The sequence below is a fragment of the Halosolutus amylolyticus genome (assembly GCF_023566055.1).
GTDB lineage: Archaea > Halobacteriota > Halobacteria > Halobacteriales > Natrialbaceae > Halosolutus > Halosolutus amylolyticus.
This window is the reverse complement of the sequence record NZ_JALIQP010000001.1, coordinates 247,968-266,549: the sequence shown is the minus strand read 5'-3', so window position 1 is coordinate 266,549 and position 18,582 is coordinate 247,968. Positions and strand designations below refer to the sequence as shown.

Below are 18,582 nucleotides of genomic sequence, written 5' to 3'. Positions count from 1 at the left end.
TCCGATCGCCGCTTACTGTTGTGCGCGTGTCTGTTTCGAGAGTTCGACCTCGCCATCGCTCGTGACGACGACGTCGTAGCCACAGAAGGGGAACTCGACGCGTCCGGTAGATCGGTCCGACCCGTTCTGACGGGGGGCAAACAGTGAATCGAGAGCTTCGGGATTGACGACATCGTAGAGTGCATCGTACTCCGGCGGTTCGAGTTCTACTGGATCGATCCCTTCCCGTTCAGCGACAGCGGCGATAACTTCGTAACTGAGCGACGTGGCCTCGTTCGCATCCGAACGGTCGAGTGAGAGTAGCATTGACCGGACTCTTTCTGTCGCTGGATATAAATCCTCTGGCCCCAACCCGAGCTTGTAGTACTTATTTGCCCAACAATGATCGCCACCATCCACTAATGCATATATTGGAGATTATATCTACCATGATATAAGTACTATATCTACTTACGGAACAGTTCAAGCGGTAATATTCGGCTTGCAGGCAGGGGTTGTACGGGCTCGATCGGGTGCCGTGCCGGAAACTGGACACGCCGGCGGCTCACGTCGAGGACGCTGGCAGGTCGATCGCGTCCGGGGTCGATGACACGGCTCTCCCTCTGGCCAGCGCGTTATCCCAGCGTGAAAGAACGTTCTGCACCGTGAAAGGAGACCTTGATGACGCGATGGACCCCGACGAAGCGACGAGACGATCGCACGGTTGGTCATCCCCTCTCTGGCGAGCGCGGCATCGAAACTCGAGACCCGTCCGCTCACGGGGTCACTTTCCGGGGTCTTGCGTCGCGGCCAGCCCGGACGTCACCAACCGCCGGAGCAGCACTACAAACCCGTTCTCGAGTCCGCTCGCGAAGATCGCCTGTTCTTTCGCCTCGGCGCCGTCGGCGTCCGGATAGTACGACCCGACGAGGAGCGTTTCGCGATCGACGAGCAGGATCCGGCTGATCGCGACGTCGTCGCCGCGGCCGCTGGTGAGCCAGTCGAGACCCGTTTCGAAGATGCGGAGATTGGGGAGTTGCCTCCCCAGCGTCTCGGTGACCGCCTCCGTCTGTCCGCCGAGCAGAATCGAGATGTTTCGGTTCCCCGCCTCTTGCAAGCCGTCGAACAGCGGTTCAGTGAGGATCTCCTCGTCGACGACGATGAGTGCGATTTCGGAGTCCGCCTCGTCGATGAGATCGAGCGTTCGCGCTTCGATGGCCTCGTGGCCGATCAACGACCAGACTTCCTGGACGCGATCGTCGTCCCCCGAACCGTCCTGGACGTCCGTATTTTCGAGATGCGTCTCGAGCGTTTCGATCCGATCGGTGTACTTCCGACGAAGCGTCTGTGTCGCCTCGGTGACGCTGACGGCACGGTACACCTGCGGACTCGAGTGCTGGACCTCGACCAGCCCCTGTGACTCGAGGACGCGGATGGCGTCGTACACCCGGGTGCGCGGAACGTCGGAGATCTCGTGGATCTCCTTGGCCGTTCCGCTGGGAAGCTTGTTCAACGCCATAAAGCAGCGTGCTTCGTACTCCTGGAGCCCGAGCTCCTGTAGTAGACTAATCGCCTCTGCTGTAGTTTCGTCCTGTGACATGGCCCAACCACGAATTCGGATATCCGAACACGCGAAGTAGGCTCTGAGGATGGAAAAGGATTCGTGTATTCCTGTCCTATCAGAATTCCGTCCAGACAATCGTGATCGAACTGTCGTCCGTCCAAATCTCGGAACGAACGCAGTTCACTCAGATAATCACACAAGCTACTTGGCGTTACGGTCGGTAGGGGTAAGTGGCGAGTCCCGTTACGGCCCAACCACGACGGGGCTCGCTAGTTTCTACCCCTACAGCGAGCGCAGTCGCTCGACATCGTCGGACGGATCGGCCGCGGAGAACTCACTGCCGAACGGGATGCAACTCGATCGGACGCTCGAAGTCAGAACCAGTCTCGGTCGCCGTCACAACCAGCCGTCGGGGAGTTCGTCTCGGTGATCGTCCAGCAGTTCTAGCACCAGTCTGATCTCGTCGAACCGCGGCCCTTTCACCGCGACCTCTTCGTCCGGACGCCACTCGATATAGCCGTAATCTTCCAGTTTCGGCAGGTGCACGTGGCGTTTCTGGAGCGTCTCCACCTCAGTCTCCTCGATGTTCCACGGGACGCCGGACAGTTCCGAAACGTCTTGCGGATTGTGGTCCAACATGGCGACTAACAGTCGACGGCGTTGGATAGCAGCGAGCGCGTCGAATACTTTGTCGACCATGGGTGAATCTTATCGGCCATTCGTGCCCCTACCGTTTAACCATGCTACATTTTCACAAAGCATCGTTGTTTTGATTAATCGGGTGACAGGGAACCGTCCGGTTTGCAGGGAAGGAGTGATACGGATTGCTGTAACTATTTACCGCCGATCGCCGACCCCGTCCTGGTGGTCGGCGGTAATTGACTACAGTAGTCCGTATGAGGAGTCACGATCGGTTCGCGCCACGGGGCCAGAAGTGGGATTTGAACCACGGTCGTTCCACTCGCGTCGCTCGTTTCACTCCCTGCTTCAAATCCCAATTGGCATCGCTGACGCTCGCGAAGTTGCTCGCGTCACCAAGCCAGGGGTGGGATTTGAACCCACGAAGTCTCGATTACAAGTCGAGTGCATGAACCGCCCATGCTCCCCTGGCGCTGGCTGTGCGTTAGCCGTCCTCCTTTGAGTGTGTATCGTTTTCCGACCGATCGCCGATCGACCGCGACATGCCGATCCGAAACTCGTCGTACCCCTGTGTCCGGTAGAACTCCCGAGCGTCCTCGTTGTCGGCCATCACCTCGAGCAGGAGCGTTTCGGCGCCCTGGTCGGCGAGTTCCGCCTCGACGGCGGTGAGCAGCGCTGTCCCGATCCCCCGACCGCGATGGGCCGGTTCGACGTAGAGATTCGAGAGCACGCCCCGCGTCGTATCGAGGTCCAGTGAGCCGCGTTCGATCGAGAACGAGGCGAATCCGACGATGGTTCCCTCGACGCGCGCGACGAGGAGTCCGTCGGCGTGCAGGTGGGCTCCGAGGGTCTCCCGCATCGTCTCCCGGTTCCGGCCGGCGCGAACGGCCGACCCGTACTCGCGCTGGCCGCGGGCCAGGCGGACCCACAGCTCTGCGATCGTCTCGAGGTCGTCCCGGGTCGCCGGCTCAATCGCTGGCTCGCTCGTCATGTTCGAGCGCGGTCACGGCCGGGAGCGGTTCGGCGGTGAGCATCCGGAGTGCCGCACCGCCACCGGTACTGACGTGGGAGAAGCCCTCGACCCCGAGTTGACGGAGTGCAGACGCGGTATCACCGCCGCCGACGATGCTCGTCGGGACCGCCGTCGCGGCGTCGTACAGGTCCCGCGTGCCGCGTTCGAACGCCGCCTCCTCGAAGACGCCCGCCGGGCCATTGAGGATGACCGTCCCGGCGTCGTCGAGGATCCGCCGGTAGTACTCGAGCGTCGAACTCCCGACGTCCATCGCGGCCTCGCCCTCCGCGGGCGGGAGCGCGTTGACGCCGAGTTCGTGGCGATCGCCGTCGCGGGAGACCGCGACGTCTCGCGGGATCGCGATCCGCTCGCCGTAGGCGTCCAGCAGGTCGCTCGCGCGATCGATCTCGTCCCAGTAGCCCTGGTCGTAGATGAAATCGGAGCTGGCGTCGCCGAGGTCGACCCCGTCGGCGATGAGGAAGACGTTGCCGACCACGCCGGCGGTCAGGACGTGATCGGCCAGCCCCTTCTCCAGGACGCTCCAGGCGACGTCGATCGAGTCGGGCACTTTCGCACCGCCGAGGACGTAGACCCGGGGTTCCGGGGTCTCCTCGATCGAACCCAGCACGTCGAGTTCGGTCTCCATGACCCGGCCGGCGTAGCCGGGAAGCACCGTGGGAAAGCCGACCAGCGAGGGCTGGGAGCGGTGGGCGGCGGCGAAGGCGTCGTTGACGTAGGCGTCGAGCACCGGTTCGAGCCCCTCGACGAGGTGGGTCCGGGCGGCTCGTTCCGGTTCGAACTCCATGTACTCCTCGCTGTAGAAGCGGGTGTTCTCGAGCACGACGCAGTCGCCGTTTTCGAGCCTCCTAACGGCCTCGCGGGCGGCGTGGCTGAACGTCGCGTCGACGTAGTCGACCGGTCGATCGAGCAGTTCGGAGAGGCGATCGGCGTGAGACGCGAGGGAAACGAAGTCGTCGCTGCCGGGTCGGCCCTGGTGGGCCAGAACGGCGACCCGACCGCCACGATCGAGCAGTTCCGAGAGGGTATCGACGTGGGCACGCAGTCGGGCGTCGTCGGCGAGCCCACCGTCGTCGATGGGACTGTTGACGTCGACGCGGACGCCGACCGTCGTCCCTTCGACGTCGAGGTCGTCGAGGGTCGCGATCATTACCGATCAGTCCATTGCGGCACCCGAAAGGTCTTACTATCGGAGAGATGTGTGTCGGTGACCGGTACCAGAAGGGACGAACGGGGTGTTCGGGGCGATCACATCGACCGGCAGTCAGAACAGACGAGCTGTCCGTTCGCGTCCCAGAGCGAGTCGGCGAGCGAGCCACAGGCCTCACAGACGCCCTGGGTCGAGTACTCGTCGCCGCCGTTGGGGAGCACCTCCTCGTCGGCGCTTTCGACGGCGAGCGACGCGGTGTCGTCGATCGGCCGGTCCCGATCGAGCGTCGCCCCGGTCGATCGACCCGGTGCGACCGTTCCCTGGAACGACCCCGCGGCGGCGATGACGTCGCGCTGGGTGACCACGCCGAGGAGGTCGTCGTCCTCCTCGACGACGATGTTGCGCACGTCCTGGCGGCTCATCATCGTGGCCACGTCGGAGAGCGATCGATCGGGCGTGACGGTGATGACCGGCGTGGTCATGACCTCGCCGATGGTCGTGTCGCCTGGCTCGCGTTCGTCGGCGACGAGTCCGAGCACGTCCCACTCGGTCATGATCCCGACCGGGTCGGTACCGCGAACGACCAGCACGCAACTCGCCCGCTCCTCGCGCATGAGGCGGACGGCCCCGAGAACGCTATCGGACTCGCTGACGCCGACGTATTCGGTCGTCAGGACGTCCTTGACCGACAGTTCCGATTCCATGTGTGAACAATACCGACAGATGGGCTAAAAGCTACCCCCGGCACGCTTAAGCCGGTGCGTGGTGAAGGTTCGCGTCTCGGGAATCGAGCCGCTACCAGCCGAGTTCGACCCTTGTTCCGTCCGCCCGACAGGTTTCGAGCGCGTGTTTTGCAGCGTACCCCGCGTCGTGAGCGCTCTCGCCGCGACCGACGCCGACCTGCAGTTCGACGTCGACGGCCTCCTCGACGTGGTAGATCGCGTCCTCGTAGTCGGTTTCCTCGAGGGCCGGACAGACGACGATGACGTTGTCCCCGCCGACGAAAAAGGAGAGGCTGTCGTGGGAGTAGCGCATGTGGCGCATCAGTTCCGCGTACCCCTGTTCGATCTCGATGAAGCTGTCGAAGGCGTTGAGTTCGTCGGTGTAGTTACCGGTCGCGTCGATCACGTCGAAGTGGGCGATCTGGACGTCTTCGTCGGTCCGGTGAGCGTCTTCGATGACTCTCCCCTCGAGGATCTCGCGGCGGTGCTTGTCCTGTGCGCTGCCGGCCTCCTGGAGCCGCGCAGTGGCGTCGGAGAGGGCCTGCACGGGATTCGTCCCGGTCGCGACGCCCAGGCTGAGCGTCACCGGATACCGGTTCCCGATCGACTCCTGGAGGAGTTCGTGGTCGGCCACCGAGAGCCCGTTCGTGACCGCGATCATGTTGTCGAAGCGCGTGAAGAAGACGTAGCCGTCGCGGGAACCGACGAACTGGGAGATGTCGGCGAAGAGCCGGGACTGCATCGTCTGGAGGTCCGCCTCGCGGCGCGGTTCCGGCGTCACCGTCCACGGCCCGTAGTTGTCGATCTGGACCAGCGTTACCTGCGTGTTAGTCACGGTAGGGGAAAATTTCGAACGCCCTCGTATAAGTGATACGTAATCCAGATTCGTGATGGGGCCGGCGAGAACGGATCGCCGAACCGATCGAGACTCCTGACCCGGAACTCGACTGTAGGCCGCCTGTCGCGTCAGGCGTGTTTCTTTTCGGGGTCTTTCCCCTGGGGATGATACTCCCAGAAATCTCCCGCGCGCATGGCGTCACCGACGGCCTTGTGCATGTCGACCATCGTCTCGAACTCCTCGGGTTCGACGTGCTCGAAGATTTCGCGCATCGCGACGACGCGCTCGTGATTGATCCGGATCGGGTAGTCGCCGTACTCGTCGACGAACTCGGCGACGTCCATCGGAAAGTCCTCCTCCTCGTCGACCTTGTCCGCGATGATCCGCATGTCGAACTTGCGCATCCCCTCGCTGCCTTCCTCGCCGTCGGGGTCGACTGGCCAATCGTTGCTCATACCGGGACGTGTGCAGGGGTCCCGCAAAAGGGTTACTCTCCGCCGGCGAGTCACCGCCGAACGTGCTGCGTCGACACTCCACTGAACGGCTGGTACCGTCTCAGTCGTCGGCCGTCGTCTCCGCTTCCTCGCCCAGGATCTCCTCGCGGTGTTCGTCCAGCAACGGTGCGCGACCGCGGGGCTGGGGCGTCGTCTCGCTCATCTTGATCGGGTTGCCCGCGATCTCGACCTCGGTGTCGGCTCCGGGCTGTTCGACCGGGACGAGCATGTCGCGCGCGTGGATGTGCTCGTCCGCGAAGATTTCCTCGGTGGTCTGGACCGGCGCCGCCGGGACCCGCCCCTCGAGACTGTCGACGAGTTCGTCGGTCGCGACGTCGGCGGACCAGTCGGCGATCTCCTCGCGGAGGCCGTCGCGATTCGCGAGGCGTTCCGGCATCGTGGGGAACTCCTCGGCGAGGTCGTCGCGGTCCATCGCGTCGCAGAGGTCCGCCCAGTGCTTGTCGTTGAACGCCGCGATGACGGCGTAGCCGTCGGCGGTTTCGAACGCGTCGTAGGGAAAGAGCGTGGGGTGGGAGTTGCCCTGCCGGGACGGCGCTTCGCCGGTGTAGGACTGCTGGTAGATGGCGCGCTCGGTAAAGCTGATCATCGAATCGTACATTCCGGTGTCGACGTACTGCCCCTCACCGGTCTGTTCGCGGTGGTTGACCGCCGCGAGGATGCCGATGCAGTTCAGCGTCGCGGTGAAGAGGTCGCCGACGCCGGGCCCGGTCTTCGTCGGCGGGCCGTCCTCCTGTCCGGTGATCTCCATCACGCCGCCGAGCGCCTGCGCGATGAGATCGAAGGATGGCTGGCCCTGCCGATCGGTTTCGCCCGTTCGCGGATCGCCGAACCCCCGGATCGAGGAGTAGATCAGCTGCGGATTGTACTCGGTGAGCGTCTCGTAGCCGAGGTCGTACTTCTCCATCGTGCCCGCGCGGTAGTTCTCGACGACGATATCGGCCTCCTCGACGAGCGAGAGGAAATCCTCGCGATCGGCCTCGTCGCCGAAGTCCAGTTCGATGCTTCGCTTGCCGCGGTTGACGCTCTGGAAGTAGCCGCCGAAGGCCTCCTCCTCGGGGTCGTCGACGAACGGCGGGTTCGATCGGATCAGGTCGCCGCCCGGCCGTTCGATCTTCACGACGTCCGCGCCCATGTCCGCGAGTAACATCGTACAGTACGGCCCGGCGAGGACCTGGGTCAGGTCCAGCACGCGAAGGTTCGACAGTGCTCCCATGTACCACCCAGTTTTCGGACCGCTCCCTAAACCTTTACCATCGATAATGTATTTTGTGACCTCGTCCCATAGAGTGGGTGTTAGGATGTTTAAGGAGTATTATCATGGAAGATCATTAGGTTTATAGGGCGGTTCCTCATGGTTCTCAATACATGTCCCAAACGGTCGTCCTCGGCGTGATCGGCTCCGACGCCCACGTCGTCGGCATCACGATCTTAGAGCAGGCCTTCAGCGCAGCTGGCTTCGACGTCGTCAACCTCGGCGTCCAGACCTCCCAGGAGGAGTTCGCCGAGGCGGCAGTAGCCCACGACGCCGAGGCCGTACTCGTCTCGTCGCTGTACGGCCACGCCGAGCAGGACTGTCAGGGATTCCACGACGTCCTCGAGGATCACGGGGTCGACGCGGTCACGTTCATCGGCGGCAACCTCGCCGTCGGCCAGGACGAGTTCGAACAGACCCGTCGAACCTTCCGGGAACTCGGGTTCGATCGCGTCTTCGACTCCGAGACCGACCCCGAGGACGCGATCGCGGCGCTCCGGCAGGACCTCCAGATCAGTCCGACGGAGTCGGAACGTGCCACTATCAACTCCTAAATGATACGAGACGAACGGATTCCATCCGACGAGCTACGGCGTATCGACGAGGAGATTCGATCGAACTGGCCGACGGGAGCCGACGTCGACTTCGAGGAGGCGATCGAGTACCACGAATCGCTGCCCGACCGCAAGCGGTTCGCGGACGTCCTCGAGTCGGCCGACAAACCCCTCCTCCAGCCCCGGGCTGGCGTCCCCCGACTCGACGACCAGATCGAACTCCTCGAGTACCTCCACCGGGAGGGGCAGGCGGATCTCCTGCCGACCACGATCGACTCCTACACGCGGGACAACGAGTACGGGAAGGCCCAGGAGGGGCTCGACAAGGCCCGCGAGACGGGCGAGGACACCCTGAACGGCTTTCCCGCGGTCAACCACGGCGTCGACGGCTGTCGCGAACTGATCGACGCGATCGACGCCCCGATCGAGGTGCGCCACGGGACGCCGGACGCCCGACTGCTCGCGGCGATCACGTTCGCCGGCGGCTTCCAGAGCTTCGAGGGCGGCCCGATCTCCTACAACATTCCCTACACGAAGCGCCACGGGCTCGAGGAGACTATCGAGAAGTGGCAGTTCGTCGATCGGCTCGCGGGCGCGTACACCGAACGCGGCGTGCGGATCAACCGCGAACCGTTCGGTCCCCTCACGGGAACGCTCGTTCCGCCCTCGATCGCGATCGCGATCATGATCGTCGAGGGGCAGCTGGCGGCGACCCAGGGCGTGCGATCGATCACGCTCGGCTACGGGCAGGTCGGAAACGTCGTCCAGGACGTGGCCGCGCTGAACGCCCTGCAGAAACTGGGCGACGAGTACCTCCCCGACGAGGTCGTCGTCACCACGGTCTTCCACGAGTGGATGGGCGGCTTCCCGCCGGACGAGGCCCGCGCCAACGGGGTCATCAGCCTCGGCGGGATGACCGCCGCGATCGCGAAGCCGGACAAGGTCATCACCAAGTCGCCCCAGGAGTTCCAGGGGGTCCCGACCAAGGAGGCAAACGCCTCCGGCCTGCGCACGACGCGACAGGTCATCGACATGGCGATCGAACAGGAGATCGACATCGACGGCATCGCGGAGGAACAGGACCTCATCGAGCGCGAGACGCGGTGCCTGATGGACACCATCTTCGAACACGGCGACGGCGACGTCGTCCGGGGAACGATCGAGGCGTTCGACTCGGGCGCGCTCGACGTCCCCTTCGCCCCCAGCGACAGCGCGAGGGGGGCCGTCCTGCCGGCCCGCGACGACGACGGTCGCGTCCGCATCTTCGAGTGGGCCGACCTCGCGATGGACGAGGACATCAAGGAGATCCACAAGGCGCGCCTCTCCCGGCGCGCGGACACGGAGGGGCGCGAGCAGTCGTTCCGGATGGTTGCAGACGACGTCGACGCGATCAGCGACGGAAAACTCATCGGTCGACCACAGGGTGACGTTTGATGCAGATCGAGGCAATTCACGCAACGCCCGGCTACTCCGGGTTCTTCTTCGACGACCAGCGCGCGATCAAGCGCGGAGCCGAACAGGACGGGTTCACCTACGAGGGCGAGCCCGTCACCGACGGCTTCGACGAAATACGCCAGGCCGGCGAGACGCTCATCGTCGACCTCGAACTCGCCGACGGCACCGTCGTGCGGGGCGACTGTGCCGCGGTCCAGTACTCCGGTGCCGGCGGGCGCGACCCGCTGTTCCAGGCCGCGGAGTACGAACCCGTCGTCGAGGGGCCGGTCGCCGAGGCGCTCGTCGGTCGCGACGCGACCGCGTTCCTCGACAACGCCGAAGCGCTCGAGGAGATGCGGGTCGAGGGCGATCGGCTCCACACCGCCATCCGGTACGGCGTCTCGCAGGCCCTCCTCGCGGCGGCCGCGGACGCCCGGAACACCACGCGCACCGACGTGATGGCCGACGCGCTCGGCACCGACCCCGCGACCGAACCGGTGCCGGTCTTCGGCCAGTCCGGCGACGATCGGTACACCAACACCGAGAAGATGTTCGTCAAGGGCGTCCCCGTGCTCCCCCACGCGCTGATCAACAGCGTCGAGAAGATCGGCGAGAACGGCGAGACCCTGCTGGAGTACGTCGAGTGGCTCGTCGAACGCTCCCGGGAACTCGGCCCGGAGGGGTACGAGCCCCGGTTCCACATCGACGTCTACGGCATGATCGGCGAGATCTTCGGCGCGCCGTACGATCGCGACGAGGTGGTCGATTACTTCGCCGCGCTCGAGGCGGCCGCCGCCCCCTACCCGATCCAGATCGAGGGGCCGATGGACGTCGGCGATCGCGCGGACCAGATCGACGCGATGGTCGAACTCCGCGAGGGACTCGCGGATGCAGGGGTCGGCGTCGACATCGTCGCCGACGAGTGGTGTAACACCTTCGAGGACGTGCAGGCGTTCGTCGACGCGGGCGCGGCCGACCTCGTGCAGGTCAAGACGCCCGACCTGGGCGGCATCCACCGGAGCGGACAGGCCGTCCGCTACTGCGAGGGGACCGACACCCGCGCGTATCTCGGCGGCACCTGCAACGAAACGGAAACCTCCGCGCGCGCCTGCGCCCACGTCGCGCTCGCGACGGACGCCGCGCAGGTGCTCGCAAAGCCCGGCATGGGCTTCGACGAGGGCTACATGATCGTCGAAAACGAGATGCGACGGACGATCGCCCGACGAGCACGCGAACAGCAACCGACCGACACTGACGAAATTACCGCCGATGACTGATTGGACAGATCCCGACACGTTCGCACAGGCGCTCGAACAGGCCGAGACGAGGGAGAAGGGCAACTGCTTCGAGGACTTCGAGGAGGGGGACGTCATCGAGCACGGCCCCGGCCTCACGCTCACCCGCTGGGGCAACGAGTCCTGGATGAGCCAGACCCTGAACCACGACCCGGCCTACTGGCGATCCGACGCCGCCGAGGACCGCGGCTTCGACGAACCGCCGATCCATCCCGACTACCTCACCGCCGCGACGCTGGGGATCACCGTCGAGGACCTGAGCGAGAAGGGCGGTTACTTCCTCGGCCGCACCGACGTCCGGTTCCCCGGCACGCCGGTCTACGCGGGCACCGAACTCCACGTCGAGAGCGAGGTCGTGAACACGGCCACCTCGAGTTCCCGGCCCGAGTACGGCATCGTCTCCTGGCGCACCCGCGGCAGGGACGCCGAAACCGGCGAGGTGCTCTGTTCCTACGAGCGGACGAACATGATCCCCCGACGCGAACCGGTCGCGACGGACGGGGGCGGCGCTGCGGCCGCGGAAGAGGACGGCGACGACGGTCCCGACCTCCCCGAGGAGTTCGTCACCCCCGAAGGCGGCTACTTCGAGGACTTTGCGGCCGCGCTCGACGAAGCCGAGGAGCGCGACGCCGCCGTCGCGTACCGCCACGAACGGGGGCGAACGCAGGACGACGTGACAGTCGCCTCCCTGCCGCTTGCGACGCTCAATACGGCCAAACAGCACCACAACGTCGACGTCATGAGCGACTCGCCGTCGGGCGACATCGTCACCTACGGCGACGTCACCCGATCGACCGCGCTCGGCCACGCCCGATCGGACGAGCGGACGTGGCGCGAGGTCGGCTTCGACGACGAGGGGTTCCACACGTTCGTCGCGGCCGGCGACACCGTCTACGCGTTCACCCGCGTGCTCGAAACCGAGGACAGCGTCGAGGAAACCTCGACTGGCTCTCGGACGTCGTCCGAGAACGACGCCTCGAGCGACGAGGCGGGCACCGTCACCTTCGAACACATCGCGTTCAACCAGAACGACGAACCCGTCTACTCGGGGACACGAACCGCGGAGATTCGAAAGCGTTCTAACTAACACGATCGAACGTTATAATTGACTGCCGATAACTACAGATCCAGACAATCCAGACAATCCAGACATGACCAAGGACATCCGACTCTGCCGAACCTTCCAGACCGCACCGGCCGCCGTTCCGAAAGACGACTCGGCGAAGTACCTCCGCTCCGGCCTCGAGGCCGAGGGCTTTCAGGCCCCCGACTGGCTCGTCCCCGACATGGAGGACGGCACCGCGCCGAACATGAAAGCCGAGGGGCTCGAGAACACGATCGAACTCGTCCCCGAGTACGACTTCCCCGGCGAGATCTGGCCCCGCGTCGAGTGGAGCTACGAGGACGAGTCATTCCGCGATCGCGGCCGCGAGCAGATCGACCGACTCGTCGCCGAGATCGGCGACGAGATCAACGGCGTCGTCGTCCCGAAGGTCGGCCGTATCGGGGACGTCAAACGCGCCGCCGAAGCCGTCGCCGAGGCCGAGGCCGAACACGGGTACGCCGACGGCTCGATCAAGCTCTCGATCATCGTCGAGACCGGTCGTGCGCGCTCGGATCTCCACGAGATCTCCAAGTTCGGCGAGGAGTCTCGGCTCACCGCGCTCGTCTTCGGCCCCGTCGACTACGCTGCCGAACTCGGCGCGCGCGACCTCGGCGACGGTCGCCCGCGCTGGGACGCCCTCCTCGAGGAACTCTCGAACGAGGCCAGCGCCGGGGACCTGCTCGCGATCGGCGGTCCGTTCGACGACCTGTTCAAGGAACGCGCCGGCCTGACCTACTACAACGCCGACGCCTACGCGGACCAGGTCGAACACGAGGCCCACCTCGGACTCGACGGCTCGTGGTCGCTGTACCCCAAGCAGACGATCCAGGCCAACACGATCCACATGCCGAACCAGGAGGAACTCGAACGCGACGTGAGCAAGATCGAACGCTTCAACGAGGCCAAAGCGGAGGGCACCGGCGCGGTCACGCTGGACGGCCAGATGGTCGACGAGGCAACCTTCAAGGTCTTCCGCAACACGGTCCAGCAGGTCCGGGCGATCGACGATACCCGGCCGGAACAGACCGAGGAGTACTACGACGCGGACCTGCTCGAGCGCGCTCGCGATCTCGAACTGTCCTACGAGTAGCGATCGTCGAACCCGCTTTTTCGTCGCATATCGATCGGACGAACTACCCGTCCGATGGTAGTACTCGAACTATTCACACCTCCTGTAGATACTGGTAGTTCTGGGTATGCGTCGTCGGTATGTCCAGTGTGCGAACTCACGACGGCAAGAGACCGACTGTTGTCTCGTACGACCTCGTTGGGACTCACGCAGTCGTTGTGACAGAAACGGTGGAGATGGGATATCAACTGTTCCGCGTGTGTGCGTGGAACTTGTCAGTGGATTTTCCACATTAGGCCGAACTGTCCTGTTCGGCGTTCATGGGTCCCTGACTTTGGGGCCGATTGACGGCGGCCCATGACTGACGACAACTGTTGGCTGTCAGCCACTACACAATAATTAGATATGTTGGTATATGAATCTTTCCGCTATACAGAAAGAGTGCCCCGACAGAATACGGACCTTTCGTTCTCGATCGGGGGAGTCCCAGTTCATCGATGATCCGCTGGACGAAAACGGTGGGGATGGGATTCGAACCACGCCCAGACGTGCTCGCTCCGCTGCGCGCGACTGGTCTAGTTCGAATCCCAACGTGTCGTTTTCCGCTCACGTGCTCCTCGCTACGCTCGTCGCAGTTGTTCGCGGGAAAACGGTGGGGATGGGATTCGAACCCATGAGGCTTGACAGCCACCTGCTCTCAAGGCAGGCGCGTTAGGCCGCTCTGCCACCCCACCTCGACTCTCCCTTCTGCTCGCGGTCCAAAATGGTTATCGGTCTACTGCCGATCGATCGCCCCCTCACTATCGACGACGACTCCCAGATCCTCGAGAACCGCGGCCGTGGCCGCGCCGCCCGGTCGATCGGCCTGGGCCCGCGCGTCGAGCATCGCGAGCGTCGCGGCCAGCCCCGGTTCGGTCGTGATCGTCGGCAGCATCGGCGCGAAGCCGAGTCCGAGCCCCGCGTCGGCGGTCCGATCGGACAGCGTCGACAGCGCGGGCGGATCGTAGGCGTCGGTGAAGTCGATCGGCTCGGCGAAGCCGGCGAAGTAGGTCCGCCCGCCGGTGGACGGCCCGAGGACGACGTCGTGGCGACGGAGCGACATCGCCGCCCCGTCGAGTTCCGTGCGGGCGACGAGCGGGACGGTCGGCTCCAGAATGCCGACGTGCTTTACCCCCTCGCGGTCGAGCAGGTGCGTGACCGTGTTCCCGATTCTGGCGGCGCGCGTCGAACCGACCTGGCGCTCGAACCGGACGTCGTCGGCGTCCTCGAGCGCCGACGCCACCAGCGCCCGGCTCTCGGCTTCGGGATCGCCGTCGGCGTACTCGTCCGGGAGCGTCTCAGCGTCGCGGTAGTTGACCAGCAGTTCGCCGCCGCTCGCGGCCGCGGCACGGAGCACGTCGATCGCCGCCGCTTCGTAGAGGGCGGCTGCCTCCGACGCCGAAAGCGGCGTCCGATCGACGAGCGCGGACAGGACGAGCCCTTCCCGGGGCGGATCGACCGGGACGACGATGAGCATACCTCACTCTCGGTCGGCGCAGGCCTTGAACGCGGCGCTTCCGGACGGCACGACCGGTTCGATTCCCGCCGAAAGCGCACGAATTATGATGATGGGGTGCCCACTGGCGGGCATGGACCGCCGAACCACTTCCGGACTGCTCGCGACGCTGACCGTCGTCTGCCTCGCGATCGTCGGCGTCTACGGATTCGTCAGTAGCTACCTGCTCGGCTCGCCCGGCGAGTGGCTCGTGCCGACGGTCGCGACGCTCGCCGTTACTGTCGTCTTCGTCGGCGCGCTGGCCGCCACCGGCGCCCGATCGAAGCGGTGGCGCGAGAATCCGTACTGGTAGGCAATCGGACCGACGGCTCCGTTTTCCCGATCGTCCGCGGGCGCTATCGCTCCCGTCGTCCCTTCGTCTGGCGGTAATCCGAGGCCATCAGGTCGACGAAGTGTTCGAGCCACGCCTGGGTCTGTGTGTCGGTCTGGTCCTGCGGTTCGACCATCGGAACGAGTTCGAACCCGCGACCGCGAATCGTCGTCGCGTGGACGTCCGGCAGGGAGAGGTCGTCGACCGGCGTCGTCGTGTACTCGATCCCGATCGCTTCGAGGGCGCGATCGCCGACCGGGACGAGGATCTCCGGGTTGATCATGCGGATCTCCGCGTTGAGGTACGGCTCGCAGTTCGCGACCTCCTCGTCGGTCGGGTGCCGATCGGGATCGCGACACCGGGTGAGATTCGTCAGGTAGACGTTCTCGACGGCGGGTCGATCGGCTGGCGAGGTGACGTCGCACAGTCCGAGGCGTTCGAGCATCCGGCGGAGCGTTGTCCCCTCGCGATCGGATCCGCCGTCGGCATCGTCCGCGTCTCGGAGGAAGGGGACGCCGGTCGTGTCTGCGCGGGCCGTGGGGCGTTCGCCGACGAACAGGAAGTCCGCGCCGACGTCGCCGTAGCCGTGAACCACCTGCGTGCGCGTCTCACAGAGCGCCGGACAGTTTCGGCACTCCTCGTCCATCCCGTACGGGTTCGCCCGCGTCTGCTGGTTCGCGTCCACAGTCGAGTCTCGAGGTAGAGACTCAAAAGCGACGCGCCTGACTGGTGATTTTCTCACGACTCACGAAAAATACCGACGACCGGGTTCGAGAATCCCAGCGGCGTACTGCGATTACTCCTGAGACTGCGCCGCGTCGATCCACTGGGTGGCGTTCGCTTCCGAGATGTCCGCAGCCTCGGCGACGATGCTCGCCTGCGCGTCGGCGAGGTCGCCGATCGTCTCGATGCCAGCCTCGGCGAGGCGATCCGCGTAGACCTGGCCGACGCCCGCGATCGACTGTAGGTTTTCTTCGACGGCTCCGGTCCCGCCTTCGGCTGCGGTTTCGATCGCGTCAGTGGTCTCGGCTGTGACGTCTTCGGTCGCCTCGGCAGCCTCGCCGACGAGGTCCTGGGCGTTTTCCTGGGTCGTTTCAGTGACCGTCTCGGCCCCCTGCTGGGTCGTCTGGACCATCTCTTCGGTTTGTTGCTGGACGGTTTCGGCGGCCTCCTCGGCCTGCCGGACGCCGTCGACGGTCTGCTGTTCGGTCTCCTGTTGGGCTTCGAGGAGCGACTCGGTGGACTCCGCGAGCAGTTCCTTCTGCTGGTCGGTGAGTTCGTCGACCGCTTCCTGCATCCCGGTCTCGAACTCGTCCCAGGTCTCTTCGTGGGCCCGTTCGAACTCGTCGAACTGCCGGTCGACGGCCGATCGGACGTCGGACCCGTCTCCGTCGAGCGCCGACTCGAGGGCGTCGAACTGTGCGTGCAGCAGGTGCTGGAACAGTTCGGCGGACTGCTCGAACCCCTCGTTCATCAGTTGCTGGGTTTGCTTTGCCCCGTCCTCGAACTGTTCGTCGACGGTCGACCGGACGTCGTACGCATCTTCGTCGAGGGCCGACTCGACCGCCTCGAGGTGCGCGTCGAAGACCTTTCGGGCGAGTTCGGTCCCCTGGCGCTGTGCGCTTCGCTGGGCCGCGAACCCGTTCTGGAGGAACGTTTCGGCGATGTTCTCCTGGAACTGGAGGCCCTGCTCGAAGAGTTGCTGGCTCTGTTTGATCGACTGGCGCTGCATTTCGAACGTCGTTTCGATCGGCGTAGTTGCGTTGGTCATGGATATCGTTGGAGACAGCGCGAGGCGAGTACCTCGCTACGTTCCTGTTCGGACGGAGCGGGCACGAAGGGATAAGTGAAACCCTTGCAAGGTGTTGAAAGACATTGAACGCCATCAAATGTCTTTTCGAGGTGCACAATCCTAACCGGGATTCGATTCGCCACACAGGTTCGCGAACGGCCGCCGCGATAGCCGTTCGAGTCGGCGACCGGTCGGCGAAAACACGGCGCGGTCCGCTCACACACCGTCGGACCGTCGTGCCGGAGTCGCCGCGCGACTCGCTCTCCGTTCGATCGGACTGGAGTCGGCGCGCCTGGCGCTTCGAGTGGCGTCGACGGATCGCCGAAAAACGGGTCATACGGATTGCTGTACCGATTTCCCGGCGCAACCGCCGCCCGGATCGCGGTTGCGCCGGAAATGACGTACAGTAACCCGTATCAGTACGAGCGCTCAGCGCTCGAGGCCGCCGCGTTCTTTGACCTCGAGGATGAGTTTGACGTTGCGAACGATCTCCTCCGGCGTGGTCTCCTCGTCGGGATCGTAGAGGTCGCTCGTCCGGTAAAGAATATTCGCGAGCTGTTTGCTCTCGCTGGTCTCCCCGCGGACCTCGTCGGCGATCTCGCGGAGGTGTTCGACCCGTTCCAGATCCGGATCGAAAGCCGCGTCACGATCGCTCGCGTCCGCAGGCTCCCGATCGGAATCGTCCGTGGCGGTCATCGATCGGGCGAGGCGGCTTCGCTGCGTCTGGTCTGGGAGACGCTTCGTCGGTGGACGATCCCGGTGTTGTTGGCGACGTTCTCCGTGATCGTCCGGAACGCGTCGCCGGTGGCCGTCTCGTCCTCGAGCACCGTCGGCTTTCCGCCGTCGCCGCCCTCGCGGACGGCGGGGTCGAGCGGGATCGAACCGAGGAACGGCATCTCGTGTTCGTCCGCGAACTCCCGGCCGCCACCGGAGCCGAAGATGTCGTGCTCGCCGCCGCAGTCGGGGCAGGCGAACGTCGACATGTTCTCGGCGATGCCGAGCACGACGGTGTCGTGCTTGGCGAACATCTCCAGGCCCTTCCGGGCGTCGTCGAGCGCGACGTCCTGCGGTGTCGTGACGATCACCGCGCCGGTGACGGGCATGGTCTGGAGCATCGTTAGCTGGGTGTCGCCAGTGCCCGGCGGGAGGTCGACCACGAGGTAGTCGAGGTGCCCCCACTCGACGTCCTCCGTCAACTGGGTGATGACCTTGTGGACCATCGGGCCGCGCCAGATGACCGGATCGTCCTCGCCGGTGAGGAATGCCATGCTCATCAGCTTCACGCCGTACTTCTCGGGCGGGACGAGGGTCTCGTCCTCGGTGGCCATCGGCGGTTCGTCGGCGTCGACCATCCGCGGGACGTTCGGCCCGTAGACGTCGGCGTCGAAGAGGCCGACGCGCGCGCCCAGTTGCGAGAGCCCCGCCGCGAGGTTCACCGAGACGGTCGACTTGCCGACGCCGCCTTTCCCGGAGGCGACGGCGATCACGTTCTTGACGTTCGGCAGGACCTGTTCTTCGCTCGCGAGGTCGTCCCGATCTGGGATGCTCGCGGAGAGGTCGACCTCGAGCCCTTCCTCGGCGAGCACCTCGCGAACCTCGCCGGCGAGGCCCGTCTCGGTCGGGGAGTAGGGGGCTCCGAGCGCGAGATTCACGTCGACCCGATCGCCGTCGACGGTGACGTCGTTGACCAGCCCGAGCGACACGATGTCGTCGCCGAGTTCCGGATCCTCGACCGTCCGGAGGCGGTCGCGTACGGCGGCTTCGTCCATACCGATAGCA

Annotated in this window: 20 protein-coding genes and 2 tRNA genes; 6 read left to right on the top strand and 16 right to left on the bottom strand. The window is 65.0% G+C overall.

Going from position 1 to position 18,582, the window contains the following annotated elements; genetic code table 11:
- Positions 1-12: 12 nt before the first annotated feature.
- The 10 genes from ddfA to mct all read right to left on the bottom strand — a co-directional run bounded on the left by ddfA (position 13) and on the right by mct (position 7,650).
- A complete protein-coding gene (gene ddfA, locus MUN73_RS01335; RefSeq protein WP_250138653.1) occupies positions 13-306 on the bottom strand; it encodes a DdfA family disk-determining factor in 294 nt (97 codons plus the stop codon).
- A gap of 457 nt (positions 307-763) precedes the next feature.
- Positions 764-1,579, bottom strand: coding sequence for a TrmB family transcriptional regulator (locus MUN73_RS01330; protein WP_250138652.1), 816 nt, complete (start codon positions 1,577-1,579; stop codon positions 764-766).
- A gap of 360 nt (positions 1,580-1,939) precedes the next feature.
- On the bottom strand, positions 1,940-2,182 hold the full coding sequence (locus tag MUN73_RS01325; protein ID WP_321575752.1) for a transcriptional regulator: 243 nt from the start codon (positions 2,180-2,182) through the stop codon (positions 1,940-1,942).
- A 398-nt stretch (positions 2,183-2,580) separates the two neighbouring features.
- Positions 2,581-2,654 (bottom strand) — tRNA-Thr (locus MUN73_RS01320).
- A gap of 12 nt (positions 2,655-2,666) precedes the next feature.
- A complete protein-coding gene (locus tag MUN73_RS01315) occupies positions 2,667-3,173 on the bottom strand; it encodes a GNAT family N-acetyltransferase (protein WP_250138650.1) in 507 nt (168 codons plus the stop codon).
- Entirely contained in the window at positions 3,151-4,362 is a 1,212-nt protein-coding gene (locus MUN73_RS01310) for a phosphoglycerate kinase (RefSeq protein WP_250138649.1), read from the bottom strand. The genes MUN73_RS01315 and MUN73_RS01310 overlap by 23 nt, the downstream gene beginning before the upstream one ends.
- 98 nt (positions 4,363-4,460) lie before the next feature.
- On the bottom strand, positions 4,461-5,066 hold the full coding sequence (locus tag MUN73_RS01305) for a CBS domain-containing protein (protein ID WP_250138648.1): 606 nt from the start codon (positions 5,064-5,066) through the stop codon (positions 4,461-4,463).
- A gap of 91 nt (positions 5,067-5,157) precedes the next feature.
- Complete coding sequence (locus MUN73_RS01300) at positions 5,158-5,919, bottom strand: GTP cyclohydrolase III (protein ID WP_250138647.1); 762 nt, start codon at positions 5,917-5,919, stop codon at positions 5,158-5,160.
- Between the two features lie 131 nt (positions 5,920-6,050).
- Complete coding sequence (locus MUN73_RS01295; protein WP_250138646.1) at positions 6,051-6,377, bottom strand: DUF5785 family protein; 327 nt, start codon at positions 6,375-6,377, stop codon at positions 6,051-6,053.
- Positions 6,378-6,477: 100 nt separating this feature from the next.
- Positions 6,478-7,650 (bottom strand): succinyl-CoA:mesaconate CoA-transferase, encoded by a 1,173-nt coding sequence (gene mct / locus MUN73_RS01290; protein WP_250138645.1) that lies wholly within the window; start codon positions 7,648-7,650, stop codon positions 6,478-6,480.
- A gap of 152 nt (positions 7,651-7,802) precedes the next feature.
- Here mct and glmS point away from each other — a divergent pair, with 152 nt between their 5' ends.
- The 5 genes from glmS (at position 7,803) to citE (ending at position 13,167) form a co-directional block, all read left to right on the top strand.
- Complete coding sequence (gene glmS / locus MUN73_RS01285) at positions 7,803-8,243, top strand: methylaspartate mutase subunit S (RefSeq protein ID WP_250138644.1); 441 nt, start codon at positions 7,803-7,805, stop codon at positions 8,241-8,243.
- The gene (locus MUN73_RS01280; RefSeq protein ID WP_250138643.1) at positions 8,244-9,677 is read left to right on the top strand and encodes a methylaspartate mutase subunit E; all 1,434 of its coding nucleotides are present in this window, start codon (positions 8,244-8,246) and stop codon (positions 9,675-9,677) included.
- Positions 9,677-10,954: a methylaspartate ammonia-lyase gene (locus MUN73_RS01275; protein ID WP_250138642.1), complete on the top strand. Its 1,278-nt coding sequence runs from the start codon at positions 9,677-9,679 to the stop codon at positions 10,952-10,954. The genes MUN73_RS01280 and MUN73_RS01275 overlap by 1 nt, the downstream gene beginning before the upstream one ends.
- Positions 10,947-12,059 (top strand): 2-methylfumaryl-CoA hydratase, encoded by a 1,113-nt coding sequence (gene mch / locus MUN73_RS01270; protein ID WP_250138641.1) that lies wholly within the window; start codon positions 10,947-10,949, stop codon positions 12,057-12,059. Before MUN73_RS01275 ends, mch begins: the two co-directional genes overlap by 8 nt.
- 64 nt (positions 12,060-12,123) lie before the next feature.
- A complete protein-coding gene (citE, locus tag MUN73_RS01265; RefSeq protein WP_250138640.1) occupies positions 12,124-13,167 on the top strand; it encodes an L-malyl-CoA/beta-methylmalyl-CoA lyase in 1,044 nt (347 codons plus the stop codon).
- A gap of 629 nt (positions 13,168-13,796) precedes the next feature.
- On the opposite strand, the gene MUN73_RS01260 is transcribed toward citE, so the two are convergent.
- Positions 13,797-13,880: transfer RNA gene (locus MUN73_RS01260), tRNA-Ser, on the bottom strand.
- 41 nt (positions 13,881-13,921) lie between these two features.
- Positions 13,922-14,662 (bottom strand): hypothetical protein, encoded by a 741-nt coding sequence (locus MUN73_RS01255; protein WP_250138639.1) that lies wholly within the window; start codon positions 14,660-14,662, stop codon positions 13,922-13,924.
- A 112-nt stretch (positions 14,663-14,774) separates the two neighbouring features.
- Between MUN73_RS01255 and MUN73_RS01250 the strand changes: the two genes are divergently transcribed.
- Entirely contained in the window at positions 14,775-14,993 is a 219-nt protein-coding gene (locus MUN73_RS01250; protein ID WP_250138638.1) for a hypothetical protein, read from the top strand.
- Between the two features lie 43 nt (positions 14,994-15,036).
- On the opposite strand, the gene MUN73_RS01245 is transcribed toward MUN73_RS01250, so the two are convergent.
- The 4 genes from MUN73_RS01245 to MUN73_RS01230 form a co-directional block, all read right to left on the bottom strand.
- The gene (locus MUN73_RS01245) at positions 15,037-15,696 is read right to left on the bottom strand and encodes a uracil-DNA glycosylase (protein ID WP_250138637.1); all 660 of its coding nucleotides are present in this window, start codon (positions 15,694-15,696) and stop codon (positions 15,037-15,039) included.
- Between the two features lie 111 nt (positions 15,697-15,807).
- Positions 15,808-16,782 (bottom strand): helix-hairpin-helix domain-containing protein, encoded by a 975-nt coding sequence (locus MUN73_RS01240; RefSeq protein ID WP_250138636.1) that lies wholly within the window; start codon positions 16,780-16,782, stop codon positions 15,808-15,810.
- Positions 16,783-17,232: 450 nt separating this feature from the next.
- Positions 17,233-17,499: a DUF7976 family protein gene (locus MUN73_RS01235; protein ID WP_250138635.1), complete on the bottom strand. Its 267-nt coding sequence runs from the start codon at positions 17,497-17,499 to the stop codon at positions 17,233-17,235.
- Positions 17,496-18,572: an Mrp/NBP35 family ATP-binding protein gene (locus MUN73_RS01230; RefSeq protein ID WP_250138634.1), complete on the bottom strand. Its 1,077-nt coding sequence runs from the start codon at positions 18,570-18,572 to the stop codon at positions 17,496-17,498. The genes MUN73_RS01235 and MUN73_RS01230 overlap by 4 nt, the downstream gene beginning before the upstream one ends.
- Positions 18,573-18,582: the final 10 nt, after the last annotated feature.